13 protein-coding genes and 1 pseudogene are annotated in these 16,916 nt (G+C 62.6%); 7 read left to right on the top strand and 7 right to left on the bottom strand.

The annotated features are described in order from the left end of the window. The first annotated feature begins 91 nt into the window (after positions 1-91). Positions 92-1,030 (top strand): IS110 family transposase, encoded by a 939-nt coding sequence (locus tag ACWPVA_RS15515; protein ID WP_454286697.1) that lies wholly within the window; start codon positions 92-94, stop codon positions 1,028-1,030. Positions 1,031-1,064: 34 nt separating this feature from the next. Here the strand turns inward: ACWPVA_RS15515 and ACWPVA_RS15510 are convergent, their stop codons facing one another. From ACWPVA_RS15510 to ACWPVA_RS15490, 5 genes and pseudogenes are all read right to left on the bottom strand, one after another. Next, positions 1,065-1,274: a type II toxin-antitoxin system CcdA family antitoxin gene (locus ACWPVA_RS15510; RefSeq protein WP_454288537.1), complete on the bottom strand. Its 210-nt coding sequence runs from the start codon at positions 1,272-1,274 to the stop codon at positions 1,065-1,067. A 90-nt stretch (positions 1,275-1,364) separates the two neighbouring features. Then, positions 1,365-1,505, bottom strand: coding sequence for a DUF2188 domain-containing protein (locus ACWPVA_RS15505; protein ID WP_454289608.1), 141 nt, complete (start codon positions 1,503-1,505; stop codon positions 1,365-1,367). Between the two features lie 303 nt (positions 1,506-1,808). Beyond that, complete coding sequence (locus tag ACWPVA_RS15500) at positions 1,809-2,867, bottom strand: hypothetical protein (RefSeq protein WP_454288536.1); 1,059 nt, start codon at positions 2,865-2,867, stop codon at positions 1,809-1,811. Positions 2,868-3,056: 189 nt separating this feature from the next. Continuing rightward, a pseudogene (gene lepA / locus ACWPVA_RS15495) lies at positions 3,057-4,881 on the bottom strand (translation elongation factor 4). Between the two features lie 103 nt (positions 4,882-4,984). Continuing rightward, on the bottom strand, positions 4,985-6,238 hold the full coding sequence (locus tag ACWPVA_RS15490) for an MFS transporter (RefSeq protein WP_454288535.1): 1,254 nt from the start codon (positions 6,236-6,238) through the stop codon (positions 4,985-4,987). Between the two features lie 267 nt (positions 6,239-6,505). Between ACWPVA_RS15490 and ACWPVA_RS15485 the strand changes: the two genes are divergently transcribed. The 6 genes from ACWPVA_RS15485 (at position 6,506) to ACWPVA_RS15460 (ending at position 13,077) form a co-directional block, all read left to right on the top strand. After that, positions 6,506-7,084, top strand: a complete 579-nt coding sequence (locus ACWPVA_RS15485; RefSeq protein ID WP_454288534.1) for a helix-turn-helix domain-containing protein — start codon at positions 6,506-6,508, stop codon at positions 7,082-7,084. A gap of 21 nt (positions 7,085-7,105) precedes the next feature. Further along, positions 7,106-7,639 (top strand): N-acetyltransferase family protein, encoded by a 534-nt coding sequence (locus ACWPVA_RS15480; RefSeq protein WP_454288533.1) that lies wholly within the window; start codon positions 7,106-7,108, stop codon positions 7,637-7,639. A gap of 136 nt (positions 7,640-7,775) precedes the next feature. Next, positions 7,776-8,141, top strand: coding sequence for a hypothetical protein (locus ACWPVA_RS15475; protein WP_454289607.1), 366 nt, complete (start codon positions 7,776-7,778; stop codon positions 8,139-8,141). A 119-nt stretch (positions 8,142-8,260) separates the two neighbouring features. Beyond that, positions 8,261-9,286 (top strand): histone deacetylase family protein, encoded by a 1,026-nt coding sequence (locus ACWPVA_RS15470; protein WP_454288532.1) that lies wholly within the window; start codon positions 8,261-8,263, stop codon positions 9,284-9,286. 210 nt (positions 9,287-9,496) lie between these two features. After that, entirely contained in the window at positions 9,497-11,521 is a 2,025-nt protein-coding gene (locus ACWPVA_RS15465) for an SH3 domain-containing protein (RefSeq protein WP_454288531.1), read from the top strand. Then, positions 11,518-13,077 carry a hypothetical protein gene (locus tag ACWPVA_RS15460; RefSeq protein ID WP_454288530.1) on the top strand — a complete coding sequence of 520 codons (1,560 nt, stop codon included), beginning with the start codon at positions 11,518-11,520 and terminating at the stop codon, positions 13,075-13,077. The genes ACWPVA_RS15465 and ACWPVA_RS15460 overlap by 4 nt, the downstream gene beginning before the upstream one ends. 54 nt (positions 13,078-13,131) lie before the next feature. On the opposite strand, the gene ACWPVA_RS15455 is transcribed toward ACWPVA_RS15460, so the two are convergent. After that, entirely contained in the window at positions 13,132-15,936 is a 2,805-nt protein-coding gene (locus ACWPVA_RS15455; protein ID WP_454288529.1) for an EAL domain-containing protein, read from the bottom strand. A 67-nt stretch (positions 15,937-16,003) separates the two neighbouring features. Continuing rightward, positions 16,004-16,885, bottom strand: coding sequence for a FecR domain-containing protein (locus ACWPVA_RS15450; RefSeq protein WP_454288528.1), 882 nt, complete (start codon positions 16,883-16,885; stop codon positions 16,004-16,006). Between the last annotated feature and the right edge of the window lie 31 nt (positions 16,886-16,916).

Below are 16,916 nucleotides of genomic sequence, written 5' to 3'. Positions count from 1 at the left end.
AGCTAGAGTGTGATCGCCCCCATCTTTTCCAATCGTCCTGAACGGATACCCGAGTTTCGGGCTCGGATGACAAGCATAGGAGGCGGAAAAGATGACGGATATTACCATCGGCGCGGACATCTCGAAAGACCATATCGACCTGCACAGCCTGCCAGACGGTCAAAACTTGAGGGTGGGCAATGACCGCAAGGGTTTTGCGGCCATTCTCAAATGGATCGGCGCAAAGAGCGTGGAGCGCATCGTCTATGAACCCACCGGCCCCTACCACAAGGCCTTCGAGCGCTTCATGGCCGCAAATGGCTTGCCGCTCTCCAAGGTCAATCCCCGCCTTGCCCGGCGCTTTTGCGAAGCCACCGGCAGGCTTGCCAAGACGGACCGGATCGATGCCGAACTGCTGGCCCGCTACGGGACGCTTCTTGAACCGCGCATCCTGCAGGCCAATACACAAGACCATAATGATCTGAAAGAGTTGCATATGGCGCGGCTGGCGCTCGTCAAAGACAGGACCGCCGCGAAGAACAGGGCCAAGAACCTTTCCAGCCCGCTGCTGAAGAAACACAACGTCGAAAGGCTCAGGCAGATCGAGCGCCAGATCAAGGCCGTGGACGAAGCCATCATGGCCTTGATTGCCGAGGACGCATCCCGCAAGGCTAGGTTCGACATCCTCGTCTCAATTCCGGGCGTGTCACAGGTCACGGCTTTTACACTTCTCATCGAGATGCCTGAACTGGGCGAACTGGATGAGAAAGCCGCAGCCGCACTCTCCGGTCTTGCGCCGGTGAGCCGCCAGTCCGGACGATGGACCGGACGCGCTTTCATTGCTGGCGGCAGGGCCATCGTCCGCCACGCGCTCTACATGCCCGCCCTCGTCGCTTGCCGCTTCAACCCAGATCTCAAGGCAAAATACGACGACCTCGTCAAAACAGGAAAGCCACCCAAGGTCGCCATTACAGCCATCATGCGAAAGCTCATCCTCCTGGCAAACGCACTTCTGCGAAACAACAGGAAATGGATCCCAAAACCCGCTTGATCAAAACGGATACTCTAGAATATCCGGAAGTTTGTCAGTGCGATCCGTGCTTCTCGAGGTGTTCACGTTCCACCCGGATCACCCCGGCGTTCTCGATTCGCCAGAGCGGTTCCTTCTCGGCCTTGATGGCGCGAGCAATGCCCTGTTCGGCCGCACCTGCAACGTCGAGGCCGAGCGCGTTGGCTTCGGCGATGAGGGCTTCACTGACGGTCAGATCATGGGGCTTGCGGGCTTCGATCGACATGGCGTTCCTCCGAGGACGCGCGATTATAGCGCGAAATCTGCCGTCAAGAAAGCAGGTGCCGAGGGCGGCGAACCGCCCCCGGAAGAGCTGTCAGCCCTTGGGCGGATGCGGATCATTGCCATAGGAGTTGCGCTCGCGGATGCGACCGTTTTCTCCATGAATCAACATTTCCGTTTTCTGGTTCTGGGCGGCGTTGTGGCCAGCGCAGAACATTTGGCGACAGGTTTGGATGACGGCATCGCCGCACTTGCGTCCGTGTTTTTTAATCTGGAAAAGCAAGACGCTCATATCCCTTTTGATCGAGCGTGCAATCAACCAGCCGAAGGAACTCGCTCTTTGTAATTCCAACCTGTCTTGCCATCTGTCCTAGCAATGGATCTCCGATCGTCTTGTAAGACGTTCCTCGACTCATTTTTGTCTTCTTTAGAGTCTTTTTGCCCGCCAAGTTCCAGTAGATGTAATAGAGGTGATCGCCGTTCTCCATCTGGAAGCCTTTGCGCTGAAGCGCGGAATCAATGTCCTCTCTCGCCCTGGTCACGGTAGCACCACCGTCTTGAAGCGTGAAAGCAAGTTGTGTTTCACCTCAAGTGCGTCAGGGTCCAGTTGGTCATCGTCAGCCATAGCATAGTGCCGCCAAAGTAAATCGAGTTCACTAAGTATATCTTTGCGCAGGTCGGCATAGTGTTCCGAGAAAACGTCGATGCCAAGAGATTTTTCCTGGAACTGAAAGCAACGGCTTTGCCAATCGAGCGTAACTGGAATTGATAAGGGGCGGTGTGCGCGCACAATTTCCTCGCCAAAATCAAATTCAGTTATTGATGGCAATGTTGGCTCAAGCTCAGTAACATTGTGCACCTCTTGAAATGAGCTAACATCGCCCTTTTCATTGAATTTCGGCCGCCCACTAAATCTGAGGCGACGACGCACATTTGCGGTAAACCACGGCTCCAGCGGAAGCGGATAGTCCATACGCATGGCTGGGTCTTGACTGGGCTTAATCGTTAGAATGGTTCGAGCAAAATCGATCGCGCGCAATTTCCCGACGACTGTTTCTTCATCAATCTCAGGGGGAGTGCCGACTTCATAGTTTCGAAGTAAGGAGCGCGCGCGATCTGCTTTGAATGCAAACGGGCCACGCGTGCCTGCACGTACAGTTATCTCCAGCCCGCTTCCTTCGGGCGGAATTAGACCAAGGGCCGCGCGGGCCATAAACCACCGCTCACGAGCGTTCGGAAGCACCGTCGCGACGACATCTTCATCACCACTGTCGAAAGCTCGTAACGTCTTGAGCAGCTTTTCTCTTGCGGCAATGGCGCTGGGAGAAAACTGACCCGATTGGGTGGCGATGTTGAATGGCTGGATGTGGCTCCCATGTTTCGGTGCACGGCAAATGAGTGAATATTCTCGTTTTACTTTTGCCGAAGGCTTCAGACGCTCACTAATTGCGCGTCCGTCTGCTCGCATTCCGATTATATAAATCATACGCTGCAATGCGCTTAGTGATGCAACGACCGCTTCTGCTGGAGCTCCGTCCAGATTCCTAACCGGTTCTCCGTCGAACTTAAGCTGTATGTCGTCTGGCTCTGCGGTCACTTAAAGAATTCCTCGATCTACTGTCGTGCATATTCAAGTGAGCTTTAGACAATATCCTCGAATTAAGTGACGGCAGCTCCTTCAAGAGCACATTTCAGTGCCGCTTCAAGGGTAGTTGTAACGAATATCTACCACACGTTATCCGGTTCGTGCGCGGGTTGCAAGTTACCAGCGAGGGTGCCTCACGCCTCACTCGTCGCTCATCTTCAGTGCGGCGATAAACGCTTCCTGCGGAATATCGACCTTGCCGAACTGGCGCATGCGCTTCTTGCCGGCCTTCTGCTTGTCGAGCAGCTTGCGCTTGCGGCTGGCGTCGCCGCCGTAGCACTTGGCGGTGACGTCCTTGCGCATGGCCGAGATCGTCTCGCGGGCAATCACGTTGCCGCCGATCGCTGCCTGGATCGGGATCTTGAACATGTGGCGCGGGATCAGGTCCTTGAGCTTTTCGCACATGTCGCGGCCGCGCTTTTCGGCAGCCGAGCGGTGGACGAGCATGGACAGCGCATCGACCGGCTCGCCATTGACCATGATCGACATCTTGACGAGATTGCCTTCGCGATAGCCGTCGAGATGGTAGTCGAACGAGGCATAGCCCTTGGAGATCGACTTCAGGCGGTCGTAGAAATCGAACACCACTTCGTTGAGCGGCAGTTCATAAGTCAGCATGGCGCGCTTGCCGACATAGGTGAGTTCGGTCTGGATGCCGCGACGGTCCTGGCAGAGCTTCAAGATGCCGCCGAGATAATCGTCGGGGGTGAGGATCGTCGCCTTGATCCAAGGCTCGTGGATTTCGGAGATCTTCACCACGTCGGGCATGTCCGCCGGATTGTGCAGCTCGCGCTCCGTGCCATCGGTCATCTTCAGTTTGTAGACAACGCTCGGAGCCGTGGCGATCAGGTCGAGGTCGAACTCGCGCTCGAGGCGTTCCTGGATGATTTCCAGATGCAACAGGCCGAGGAAGCCGCAGCGGAAACCGAAACCCAGCGCGGCAGAGGATTCCATTTCGAACGAGAAGGAGGCGTCGTTGAGGCGCAACTTGCCCATGGCGGCGCGCAGGTCCTCGAAATCGGCCGCGTCGACCGGGAAGAGGCCGCAGAAGACGACGGGCTGGGCCGGCTTGAAGCCTGGCAGCGCCTTTGCCGTCGGCTTCTTGTCCTCGGTGATCGTATCGCCGACGCGGGTATCGGCCACTTCCTTGATCGATCCGGTGAAAAAGCCGATTTCGCCGGGGCCGAGACTGTCGACGGCCAGCATCTTCGGGGTCAGCACGCCGACGCGCTCGACCTGGTACTTGGCGTCGGTGCCCATCATGCGAATGGTCTGGCCCTTGGTCAGCACGCCGTCGATGATGCGCACCAGGACCATGACGCCGAGATAGGTGTCGTACCAGCTGTCGACCAGCAGCGCCTTCAGCGGGCCCTTTTCGCCAAGCTCGCTCTTCGGCGGTGGAAGCTTGTGGACGATCGCTTCGAGAACGTCGGGAATGCCAAGCCCCGTCTTGGCCGAAATCAGCACGGCTTCGGAGGCGTCGATGCCGATCACTTCCTCGATCTGTTCCTTGATGCGGTCGGGTTCGGCCGCCGGCAGGTCGATCTTGTTCAGGACCGTGACGATCTCGTGATCGTTGTCGATCGCCTGATAGACATTGGCGAGCGTCTGGGCTTCCACCCCTTGGCTGGCGTCGACGACCAAAAGCGAGCCTTCGCAGGCAGACAGCGAGCGCGACACTTCATAGGCGAAGTCGACATGGCCGGGCGTGTCGATCAGGTTCAGCACATAGGTTTCGCCATTGTTGGCCTTGTAGTGCAGGCGCACCGTCTGGGCCTTGATGGTGATGCCGCGTTCGCGCTCGATATCCATCGAGTTCGAGCACCTGCTCGGACATGTCGCGCTCGGCAAGGCCGCCGGTCGTCTGGATCAGACGGTCGGCCAGCGTCGACTTGCCGTGGTCGATATGGGCCACGATCGAGAAGTTGCGGATATGGTCGAGGGGCGTGCGGGTTTCTGTGCTCATGGCTTGCGCATATAGCAGCGGTGCTTGTGCCAGCAAAGCGGAAAAGCAGGGTTTTGTTCACCCTGATGATGGGTTTTGTCCGCTTTTGCGGCGCTCAGCGGGGTCAGTCGGTCCGGCCGTCGCCCGGCTCGGTGATGACCGTGGCGTTCGGCACCTGGGCACTGAGCATTTCGAAGCCTTCGCGCTCCTCCGGCGGCACGGCTTCGCGGCCCTTGAGCCGCATCACGACGAAGACGCCATAGGCTGCGGCGACCGCCATCGCGGCATGGATGAAGGTCTGCGGTCCGAGGATCGGCGTGAGCATGGTGACGAAAAGCGGCACCAGCGTCGCGGAGACCGACCAGGCGACCAGCAGCGTCGAGGCAAGCGGCACGAAATCCGCAGACGCCGTGCGGTCGTTGGCATGCGCATTGGCAATCGAATAGACGGTCTCGACCGCGCCGGCCCAGATGGCGAAGACGATCATCAGCAGGACAAGATTGGCAAACGAGACGAAGAGGGCGACGACCGCCATGACCGCGATCAGGCCGCAGGTGAAGATCAGCACCAGGCGCCGGTCCATGCGGTCGGACAGCACCCCGAGCGGAAACTGGATGAACAGCATGCCAAGCTGCATGACGAACATCAAAAGCGCGACATCGCCCTGCGAGACCTGATTGCCGGCGGCATAGATCGGCGTAAAGCCCTGCACGGCCATCGAGAGCCCACCGGCGGCGAGCACGCCGATGAAGCCGACCGGCGAGTTGCGCCAGACCATCGGAATGTCGACGCTGACCTTGGCCGGCGCCGGCGGGGTCGGCAGGCGCGTCAGGCTGATTGGCAGGATGGCGAGTGCGGTAAAGAAGATGGTGACGAGAGGGGCGAGATTTCCCTCGGCCGGCATCTGGCCGAAGGCGAAGGCGCCGGCGCCCAGGCCGATGACATAGGCCATGTAAAAGAAGGACATGGCCTTGCCTCGCCATTCGTTCGAGGCCGCATGGTTGAGCCAGCTCTGGGCGATGATGAAATTGGTGTTGCCGGCCATGCCATAGAGCAGGCGGCCAAGGATCCACAGGATCGGATTGACGCCGATGGCGATCAGCAGGGCGCCGAGGATGACGAGCGCCATGGAGGCGGCAAACAGCCGCGCATGGCCGACCCGGCGGATCAGCGGGCCGGCGACGACGCAGCCGAGAAGCCCGCCGAAGGCGACCGCAGTGACTGCCCCGCCGGCGGCCCAGGAGGGGCTGTCGCTGCGCGTCAGCACGAAGGGGACATAGGCCGACATCACCCCATTGCCGAGCGCTACCGCCGTCATCGAGGCAATGATGCTGGCGATCGAAAGCGGCGAATTCGCCAGGGCTGTCTGGGTGGACATCGAAAATTCCTGGAAAACGGTGGCGGCGCGGGATAGGCACCCGGCAAGGCGGTGGAATCGTAAACGGCCGCCGGAAGGCGACCGTGTTCGCAATCTAGCTGATCGAGAATCGCGGCGATAGCGTCTGCGCGACGTCGGCTGCGTTTTCTCGATCGTGCAGGGAGGCGCAGGATCGGCGCGGAACCGTGCGGAGGTCGCGTAGGACGAAAGGGTGCAGTCGTTCGGCCGGCACTTGACTCCATTATAAGACCGGGTAAGTCTACGATAATGGAAAATGATACTGTCGATCTGGCGCGCCATATCGGGGCCCGCCTAAGCGCCCTGCGCGCCGAGCGTAGCCTGACGCTCGACCAGCTCGCCGAGCTTTCCGGCGTCAGCCGGGCGATGATCTCCCGGGTCGAGCGGGGCGAGGCGAGCCCGACAGCGGCCCTTCTGGCGCGGCTCTGCTCGGCGCTGGGGGTGTCGCTCTCGGTCTTTTTCGCGACCTCGGACGAGGAGGCGTCTCCGCTCGCCCGGCGGGACGACCAGCCGGTCTGGCGCGATCCGGAAAGTGGCTACCTGCGGCGTGTCGTTTCGCCGGGTGGAACCGGCTCGCGCGTCGACGTGGTCGAAGTCGAGTTTCCCGCCGGTGCCGAAGTGAGCTTTCCAGGCCAACAGGCCAGCCGCAGCCAGTCGCAGCATGTCTGGCTGTTCGAGGGCGAGATGGAACTGACCGTCGGCGAGACGGTGCACCGGCTTCTGGCCGGCGACTGCCTGTTCATGAATGTCGGCGACGTCCACGGGTTCCGGAACCCGGCGGACAAGCCCGCCCGCTATGCCGTGATCATCGATCTCGGTCATCGCTGAACCGCCTGCCCCGGAGTTTCTATGCCGACGATCCGCCTGCTCAACGAACAAGAAGCTCTGGCCGCCTTGGCCGACCTCTGCGAGGTGCTATCCGATTGCGTCGAGGGCGGCGCCTCGCTCGGCTTCATGTCGCCCTACCGGCCAGACGATGCCATTCCCTTCTGGCAGGGCGTGGCGGCGGCGGTCGGGCGGGGTGAAGTTCTGCTCGTTGTGGCCGAGGATGAGGCCGGACGGGTTCTCGGCACGGTCCAGGTCGGGTTCGCACTGAAGCCCAACCAGCCGCATCGCGGCGACCTGATGAAGCTGCTCGTGCATCGCCGGGCCCGCGGCCTCGGTCTGTCGCGTCTGCTGATGGAGGCGGCGGAACGCGCCGCTGCGCAAGCCGGTCGCACGTTGCTGGTGCTCGATACGGCGACCGGCGAGCCGGCAGAGAAGATCTACGAGCGCTTCGGCTGGAGCCGCACAGGGGTGATCCCGAATTATGCGCTGTTCCCCGACGGGCGCACTTGCGACACGACGATCTTCTACAAGAGGATCGGTGAGAGCGTAGGGTGACAGCGCCCAAAAAACGTCCGCCCCGCGCGGCTCTACCCCCTCCCGCGATGCCCGGCGGCCGTGCTAGCAATGGCGAGGCCCGGCATTTCGGGCCTTCCAGAATTGGGGGTATTCCATGTCATCGCTAGCTACCGGGATGCGCCGCGCCGCAGCCCTTTTTCTTCTCGCGGGCACTTTTGCCGGCTCCGTCTTGCCGGCCTTCGCCGCCGATGTGACCTTCGTGATGCGCAACGAGCATCCGAACGCCGTCGAGGTCGAACTCTACAGCCAGGATCGAAACCACGTCTGGCCGGGCGGCAATGAAGTCTATTATCTCGACGACGGCGAAACCAAGCAGATCCCGCTTTCCTGCAAGGAAGGCGAGCAGATCTGCTATGGCGCCTGGGTTTCCGGCGACGAGGGAACCTATTGGGGCACGGGTCCCAACAATGGCGAAACCTGCGAGGACTGCTGCTACACCTGCACCGGCGGGGAGACCGAGGAGATCAACCTGGTCCGGTAAAGGCGCACCGGTCGGATGAAAATTGGTCATCCGACCGGAAATCCCGTGCACCCGTCTTGCCGAGCCGGCGGGGATGACGTTACCTGTCGATAAGAGACAACGAGGGAACGTCTACAATCATGCGGATCATTTATTCCGAAAAGCACAAGTTGCGCGACGCCAAGACCGAGCTGCACGGCGGCATCCTGGTCAAGCCATTCGAGGGGCCGTTCCGTGCCGAGTGGATCCTTGAGGCCGTGAAGGGCGCGGGATTTTCCGATGTCGTGGCGCCCGAGGAACATGGGCTCGACACCGCGCTCAAGGTACACGGCGCCGACTATCTCGAATTCCTGCGCACCTGCTGGGACCGTTGGAGCGCGGCCGGTTACCCGGGCGAGGCGATCCCGACGGCATTTGCCTATCGCCGCAGCCGCATGAAGGTGCCGAACAATATCGACGGTGCCGTCGGCTACTATGCCAACTCGGTCGAGACAGCCATCTCCAAGGGCACCTATGAGGCGGCGATCGCCTCGATGGATGTGGCGATCGCCGGCGCGGACTGGCTGAACGCCGGTAACCGCTTCGCCTTCTCACTCTGCCGCCCGCCGGGCCACCACGCCGGCATCGACCTCTTCGGCGGCTACTGCTTCATCAACAATGCCGCGGTCGCCGCCCAGCGCCTGCTCGATAATGGGGCCAAGAAGGTCGCGATCCTCGACGTCGATTTCCACCACGGCAACGGCACGCAGGACATCACCTACAATCGCGGCGACATCTTCTTCGCTTCGCTGCACGGCGATCCGGTCGATGCCTTTCCCTACTTCCTCGGCTATGCCGACGAGACCGGCGCGGGCGAGGGCGAGGGGCTGAACGCCAATTATCCGATGCCTGCCGGAACCCCGTGGGAGGTCTGGTCGGCGGCGCTTGCCGACTCGCTGAAGCGCATTGAGGCCTATGGCGCCGAGGCCATCGTCGTCTCGCTCGGCGTCGACACCTTCGAGCAGGACCCGATCAGCTTCTTCAAGCTGAAGACGCCGGACTATATCCGGATGGGCGAGATGATCGCTGCGACCGGCTTGCCGATCCTCACCGTCATGGAAGGTGGATACGGCGTCCCGGAAATTGGCCTCAACGTCGCCAATGTGTTGAAGGGGCTGGAGGCCTGAGGTGCACGCCCACGTTCCGCATCCGCATGCGATTCGGGTGATATTTTTCGCCGGGTTGTCGCTTCGTGACGACAGTTGACTTGTGTCAATATGCTTTGACCGCAGAAGCGCATAGTTCCGGCTAGAGATTTGGGGATTTCCAGCCGAGCGGTTTTAGCGATCCGACGCCAGGTGCGTCGACGCAGTCGCCGGCAGAGGAGGAGGTTGCGCATGAATCGTCGTCGGAAGCTCTGGCTTGGGAGCTTGCTCCTCCTGTCGCTCGCTGCCCTGCCGGCGCGCGCCGAGTATGTGGGTGGGCTCAACCCGGCCGGCGACAATTTTCTGGCGCTCAGGACCGGACCCAGCACGCGCTTTCCCATGATCCTGCCGATGTGGCCGGGCACCTATCTCACCGTCATCGGGCGGGACGGTCGCTGGCTGAATGTCGAACTGCAGGACGGCACGCGCGGCTGGGCCTATGACGCCTATGTCTTTGGCGACGCGCCACCGGGCGGCGGCCCGCCTCCGGATATGGGATCTTTCGACGCTCCGCCTGGCATGGCGCCCCCCGGCATGGCCCCCCTGGGCCGCGGGCTTCAGCCACCGCCGCTCGATCCTGGCGATGAAGTGCCGCCCTCCGACATGGGGGGACGGCTGCCGTCGTCGGACACAGAGGGCGCGACGATGGATCGGCCGGATTCCGACGACGATGCCGCCAGTGTCCCGGCCGATTCCATGGCCAGCAACTGGATCACCTACCGCAACGACCGCTTTGGCACGCGGATCGACTATTCCGCCCCTATGTTCCGCATGCTGCCGCCGCCGGAAAACGACGACGGACGGACGTTCGAGGCGCGGGACGGCTCGGCCCGCTTCATCGTGTTCGGCTCGCACAATGTGTTCGACAGCACGCTCAACGAACTGATCGAGGAGCACCTGGCGGGCCTGGGTGAGGACGAGAAGGTTACCCAGCGACGCAAGGGTGATAACTGGTATCTGCATTCCGGCTTCCGCGGCGATGATTTCTTCCTGCGCAAGGTCCTGCTGAGCGACGGCGGGGCGGTGATCCACACGTTTGAGATCAGCTATGCCAAGGGCCTGAAGGCCAGGCTCGACCCGATGGCCGCGCGTATGGCGCAGTCGCTGCGGACGGCAGACGAGGAGGCGCGTAGCCCGGATCAGGCGCCGGAGACGGATGCGCATCAACCGGGTGCCATGGCCACTGCCGGCGACGGTGAACCTGCCACAGGCACCGCGCCGTCGGGCACCGGTATGGATGGCTGGAGATCGCATTCCTTCGAGGGCTTCACTCTGTCCGCGCCGGCAGACTGGACGGCCCAGATTGAAGGCGACACGCTCACCCTGAAAGCGCCCGACGGCAAGCGCAGTCTCATGGTCTGGTGGTGGTTCCCGGACGAGCCCCTGCTTGGCTATAACGACATCCTTTCCAACCGAAAGATCAGGGTTGCCGGCCAAGCAGCCTTGTGGATCCACTCGAGGTTCGAGGGGATCGAGACCGTGAGCGTGACGCTGGACGAGGGCAGGGCCGACAAGAAGCGCCTGCATTTCCTGTTCGAGGCGACCGGCGGCATCCGCCTCGGCGGCGGCGAGCCTGATTTCGACCGTATCCTCGAGAGCGTGACTGTCGGCGACGTGGAAGGAAAGGCCGAGGTTGCGGAGCCGGAGGAGAGTGAGGCGGCAATTCCGCAGGCGACGCCGTCGGAAGAGGTGAGCGTGCCGGAACCTGCCGCCGCCGAACCTGAGGAGGCGGACGACGCGGAGCGCCGCGTCTGGATCGACCGGACCTCCGTCGAGGTACCGACCGGCTGGCAGGTCAATCCGGACGAGGACATCGCAGGCGGGATCGTCATGACCCGGCCCGAAGAGGGTGCGCAGATCGCCGTGTCATTCTGGCCCAGGGACAAGCCCATGCCGAGCGACGAGGTCGAGTCCCTCGAATATGCGGTGGTGCTCGGCCGCCCCGCTACCGTCCTGCAACTCAGTCAGGGGCGCATGCGCGGCAAGCAGATATTCTTTGATGAGCGGCGCGCCGACGGTGCGCGGCTGACGCTTGCCTACCGCGCCTTCGGCGAGGAGCTGGCCGATGGGCTGCCGCTGTTCGAGCTGGTGCTCGCGAGCCTCGACCAGACCATGCCGCCGCCGGAGGGAACCCAGTCGCCGGCGATGGCTGCGTCGATTGGGATCGATCCCTTTGCCGAAATCGACCTGAGCGACCTGGAGGTGAACCCGAGATGAGACCTTTGCGACCCATTGACCTGCTGGCCGCGCTCATCGCGAGCGCCCTTGCTCTGTCGCCTCCATCACCGGCATACGCCCAGGCGCCGACCACCTGGCAGGAGGACGCCAAGAAGGCAGCACTCGACTATGCCGACGAGCAGGCCAAGGAAGTGATCAAGTCGCAGTCGCAGGCGGCGATCGTCGCGCTTTACAAGAAGCTCTACAAATCGGGGGCGAACAAGGCATTGGTCCGCCAGCTCGGCACGGTGGCGCTGTCGGCCAACGAGATCAATAAGTTCGCCGAGAATGCCGCGGATGCGTTGACCAGCGGCGATCCGGAAAAGGCGAAGGCCGCCACTGAGGAGGTCGCGGTCGCGCTCGGCAAGACGCTGGCCAACGGCATCAAGGATCCGGCGCTGCGCAAGCAGATGGCGGGAATTCTTGGCAATATCGACAAGGTCAACGAGGCAGCCGACGTGCTCGGCAAGGCGGCGGGCGGCGATCCGCAGGCGGCCTATGAATATCTCGGCCGGGCCTTTATCGCCGCAACGCCGGCCGCCGCCGCCTTCACCGCAGTCGAGACGGCGGCGGGCGCGATCAAATACGTGAAGGGCAAGTTCGTCGATGGTACGATCGAGGAGCTCTACCAGGAATATGCCAAGGGGGACGAGCAGACCCGCGAGGCGATCCGGGAGCGTCTTGAGACGCTGCCGCTCTATTCCTCGGTGATTCGCGACCGCAAGATCGAACTCGCTCAACAGCGCGCTGATGACATAAGCCTGGCAACAGCAGAGCCAAGCGACGAGGTCCGCGCACGGCTGACTGCGGCGAGCGAAGCGGAAGTCGTCGACAACATCTTTCAGACCTTTGCCACGCGTGCCAAGCAGGAACAGTCCGCCGCAGTCGTCGAAAAGGCCCGCGCCGAAGCGGAGGCGGAAGCCGAGCTGATGGTCGAGGCGCTCAACACGGCTGCCTACGGCAAATACGGGCGGGACTGGTGGGCCAAGCATCCCTACAATCTTTCCCGCTTTACCCAGCTGATCCGCGACAAGCTGAAAAACGATGGCGTGCTTGATCCGCACGACAAGACCCACATCAGGGCCATGGCGAACCTGTTGTCGACCGGACTGGTACACGGGACAAATTCCAAGGAGTATCAGGAACAGCTGGCCAAGTTCGAGGAGTACCGCAACGTTGTAGCGGGCCATGGCGGTATAACCGAAGAGCCGCAGCAGCCGGCGGAGGCACTCGCGGGGCAGTATAGCGGCCGCATTGCCGGCAAGGCTTCGGGCTCCCTGAGCCTCGTCGTTGCGGGTTCCTCGGTCTCCGGTTCGATTTCGGGCAGTTTCGAGGGCGACGGCTTCACCGCGCGGTTTTCGGGATCGCTGGGCGCGGACGGCGCCTTCAACGCGCCGTTGACCGGTGTGCTGCAGGGCAAGGTGTTCAAGGAGACCAAGCCCTATCCGTTCAACGGGACGATCACCGGCCGGGTCGACGGGCGTTCCGGTTCTGGCCAGTGGTCGGCCAGCAACAAATGGGGTGGAGGCAGCGGCGGCTGGCAGGTGTCGAAATAGGCGAACGGTGATATCCCTGCGTGAGCAAGGCCAAATATGCGTTGCGTGGCCGGATCAAGCGCGCGCGGCCAGCGGGAGCGGCACGGTTTCGCTGTCCGCCAGCCGGATGAGGTCTTCGGCCGGTTGAGGCCTGCCGAACAGATAGCCTTGGGCCTGTTCACAACCCATCTTTCGAAGGAAGGCCGCTTCCTCCTGCGTTTCGACACCTTCGCAAATCATGGCGATGCCGAGACCTCGGCACAGCGCCTTCACCGAATGGACGATTGCCTGGCTCGCGGTATTGTCGATCAGGGTGCGCACGAACATCTGGTCGACCTTGATCTTGTCGAGCGGGAAGCGAGCGAGATAGCCGAAGGAGGAATAACCGGTGCCGAAGTCGTCCAGCGCGATCGAGACACCGAGCGCCTTCAGGGCAGAGAGCTTCTCCAGCATTTCGTCGGAGGGGTTGAGAAAGGTCGACTCGGTGATTTCGATCTGCAGCCGATCGGGCCGAAGTCCGCTTTGCCGTAGCGCTTGCCTGACCGTCCCGACGATGTCGCCGCGCTGCAATTGCAGCGGCGAGACGTTGACAGCGACGGTGAGGTCCGGGCGAAAGGTCAGCGCGTCGCGGCATGCTTGGAGCATGGCAAAGGCGCCGAGTTGTTCGATAAAGCCGTTTGCCTCGGCGATTTCGATGAAGACCTGCGGCGAGATGAAACCGAGTTCGGGATGGCGCCAGCGCATCAGGGCTTCGGCGCCGATCAACTTGCCGTCCCCAAGGCGCACCTGAGGCTGGTAGAACAGCCGGACCTCGTCCCTTTCGAGAGCATGCCAGAGTTCCGCCTCGATCCGCCGCGTCATCGCATGGCGGGTACCGCTCTCCGGATCGAACTCCACCAGCCCGTTGCCATTGGTGCGGCGGGCGTCGTCAAGCGCCAGTTCCGCCTGCGCGACCAGCGCTGCGCCATCGGCGGCAGCACCTTCCGTGCTGAACACCATGCCGATACGTACACCGAGCTGGGCCTTGGCATCGGCGACGGCGAAGGGCGTGCAAAGGGCAGCCACGATCGCGTCCGCGAGCGATCGGGCCTCCTGTGGGCTGACGGGCGTAACGGTGAAGGTGGAGAAGGTGTCGCCGCCGAGACGTCCGATGGACGACAGTCGGTCGTCGAGCGATTTCAGGCGGCGCACGACCGCCTTGAGCAGAGCGTCGCCCTTGGAGCGACCGAGCGTGGAGTTGATGGTCTTGAAACGGTGCAGGTTGACGGCGTAGACCGCATAGACGGCCCCCGCAGGCGGCGCGGCTTTCAGTCTGTCGTTTATCTCGTTGACGAAGGCCGAGCTGCGCAGTGCGCCGGTCAACACGTCATGGCGCGACAGGAAGCCGATCCGCTGCTCCTGCCGCCGGCGTTCGGTAATGTCGCGTGCGGTAATGCAGGCGACGAAGCTGTGGTCGTCGCCGCGGCGGCTCTTGCCGTCCGCAAGCGCCCTTTGCGAGGCGGTGATCGTGTATTCGATCGTCCTGGCCTTCGCGCCTTCGCCGAGCGAAATCTCCCTGAGGTCCGCCGGCTGGTCGCGGTCCTGGCGCAGGTCAGCAATCGCCGCGGCGATGTGGCGGCGCCATTCTTCCGGCAGCACGGCTGCGACCGCCTCGCCGTCCCCGAGCGAGGCAAGCTCGGGCAGCACGTCGGCAATCCGTGCGCTGTGCGCAATCAGGATTCCGTCCTCGTCGACGACGAGAATTGCATCGGCACTGTCGCTGATGACCTGACCGAGCAGGCTGCGGCTGTTGTCGGCCTCGACCGATGCGAGCCGCAGCAGCCAGCTTCTCAGGTCGAGCTCTTCGAGGATACGGGTGATGACGATCAGGCCGAGAAAGGCCAGGCTCGCAACAGTGGGCAAGAGGAGGCCATGGGCCGATTGCAGCCAGAGGCCGGTCGCTTCCAGCGCGGTCACGGCCGTCCCGATGAGCAGGGATTGCAGACGCAGGCTTCGCCGCGGCGACAGGGCGAAAAACCCCAGCGCACTGCACACCACCAGCAGGGGCCAGGCCCGCAAGGGCGTCAGCGTCCGGTCCTGCAGCAGCGTTTCCGTGGCGATGATCTGGAGTGTCGGGCCCGAGACCAGACCATGCACCGGCACGAGGAAATTGTCCTTCAATTCGATTGCGGCCGCCCCGACGACGACGATCTTGTCCCGGAAGGCGGCGGGATCGACCCTGCCGGCGACCACGTCGATCACCGAATAGGAGAGGAGGCGTTCGGGGTCGATGGAAAAGTCGATGACGAAGGGCGGCAAGCTCCTGTCGGCCCTGCCGGCCAGCGCGGCGGGCACCGACATGACGAATTCGCCGGCCTGCTCCTCGCCATAGGCGAACCTTCGCACGACGCCGTCGGCATCTGCCCGCACACTGGCGCTGGCCGTCCAGGCATGATCGGCGAAGATCGGGTGGGGCGCCGTGACGTCTGTCGCGCCGGATCGGTCGCCGCTCGTGCGGTATTGCGTGAAGGTCGGCAGAATAACGCCGCCACCGGCATCCGCAAGCGCCCTTGCCAGGGCCTGGTCGCCGGCTTCGGAGGAACGGGAACTGAAATCGATGTCGAGGAAGATGTCGCGGGCCTCGGCCCTGGCGAGCGCGTCGATCAGGCGGGCATAGATCGACCGGTCCCAGGGCCAGACGCCGATTTCATCCAGGCTCTGCTTGTCGATGGCGACGAAGACCACATCGCCCGTCGCCCCGCGTGGCATGGCAGCCATGCGCCAGGCGGTCACCCCTGCGTCGAACCGCTTGAAGACTCCAAGGCCGGAAAAACTGGCAACGACGCACAACAGGCTGGCCAGAACAAGAAGTCGGCGGAAGGGAAAGGCAGCTTTCAGCATCTTCTACTTTCTAGCGACCGAAAAAGTCGTCCCCGGAAGGCATGAGGCCTTGATTAATCTGTTCCGCTCATCTGTTTCTCCCGTTCCCGTTCCCGTTCCCGTTCCCGTTCCCGTTCCCGTTCCCGTTCCCGTTCCCGTTCCCGTTCCCGTTCCCGTTCCCGTTCCCGTTCCCGTTCCCGTTCCCGTTCCCGTTCCCGTTCCCGTTCCCGTTCCCGTTCCCGTTCCCGTTCCCGTTCCCGTTCCCGTTTCCGTTGCCGTTTCCGTTTCCGTTCACATTACCATTCCCAGCCCCCGCCTTACCTGCGTTGGCCTTACCCTCTTTTGACCCGGGCATTGTGTCGACGCTGCGCACGGCCGGGCTGGTGACCGGAGCGTTGACGACAGGCGCCTTGGGGCCGGGCCCAGCGACGGCGAGCGAGCCTGGCGCACTCGGCGAGACCGCGACCGATTGGCCTGGTCGAACATCGACCGACTGACCGCGTCGGGGATCGGTGACGCCGACGACTCCGCGCGAGACACCAAGCGTGGCGCCGCGCCGGTCGACCTGCACTGTGAATTGCGTGCCCTTGACAACTGCAGCCAGAAACGGCGTCTGCACTGTCAGATTGCGTCCGTCACGCTTCTCGAAGTCGACGACGATTTCGCCGATCTGCTGTGCGATTTCGAACTTCTTGCCGGCCCTGTCCCTTGCGAAGATTGCGGCCATCGTGCCGGGTTGCACCGTCACCATGTCGTCGTCGTGGGAGAGGAGGACCCGGCCGCGCGGTCCTGTATGGATCCAGGCGCCCGCCGGCATCTCCATTCCTTCCTGGACCCGTTCCCAGGTCGCTTTGTCGGTCGTGTATTTGGCCGGCTGCCGGACCTTGGAGACGATCCACCCTTCGGCGAAGGCCGGAACAGCCTGGAAAAACGACAGGAAAAACGCGGCAAAGACTATGGATAGACGCAATTCTTGGACTCCACGCAACGAACACAGTCAG

Source organism: Rhizobium arsenicireducens, assembly GCF_964021225.1.
This window is presented reverse-complemented; position numbering and strand designations above follow the sequence as displayed.

Excerpts from the sequence above, each read along its gene's own strand:
- ACWPVA_RS15460 (WP_454288530.1), top strand. The coding sequence starts at position 11,518 with ATGAGACCTTTGCGACCCATTGACCTGCTGGCCGCGCTCATCGCGAGC.
- ACWPVA_RS15465 (WP_454288531.1), top strand. The coding sequence starts at position 9,497 with ATGAATCGTCGTCGGAAGCTCTGGCTTGGGAGCTTGCTCCTCCTGTCG.
- ACWPVA_RS15455 (WP_454288529.1), bottom strand. The coding sequence starts at position 15,936 with ATGCTGAAAGCTGCCTTTCCCTTCCGCCGACTTCTTGTTCTGGCCAGC.
- ACWPVA_RS15490 (WP_454288535.1), bottom strand. The coding sequence starts at position 6,238 with ATGTCCACCCAGACAGCCCTGGCGAATTCGCCGCTTTCGATCGCCAGC.
- ACWPVA_RS15480 (WP_454288533.1), top strand. The coding sequence starts at position 7,106 with ATGCCGACGATCCGCCTGCTCAACGAACAAGAAGCTCTGGCCGCCTTG.
- ACWPVA_RS15475 (WP_454289607.1), top strand. The coding sequence starts at position 7,776 with ATGCGCCGCGCCGCAGCCCTTTTTCTTCTCGCGGGCACTTTTGCCGGC.
- ACWPVA_RS15470 (WP_454288532.1), top strand. The coding sequence starts at position 8,261 with ATGCGGATCATTTATTCCGAAAAGCACAAGTTGCGCGACGCCAAGACC.
- ACWPVA_RS15485 (WP_454288534.1), top strand. The coding sequence starts at position 6,506 with ATGGAAAATGATACTGTCGATCTGGCGCGCCATATCGGGGCCCGCCTA.
- ACWPVA_RS15510 (WP_454288537.1), bottom strand. The coding sequence starts at position 1,274 with ATGTCGATCGAAGCCCGCAAGCCCCATGATCTGACCGTCAGTGAAGCC.
- ACWPVA_RS15515 (WP_454286697.1), top strand. The coding sequence starts at position 92 with ATGACGGATATTACCATCGGCGCGGACATCTCGAAAGACCATATCGAC.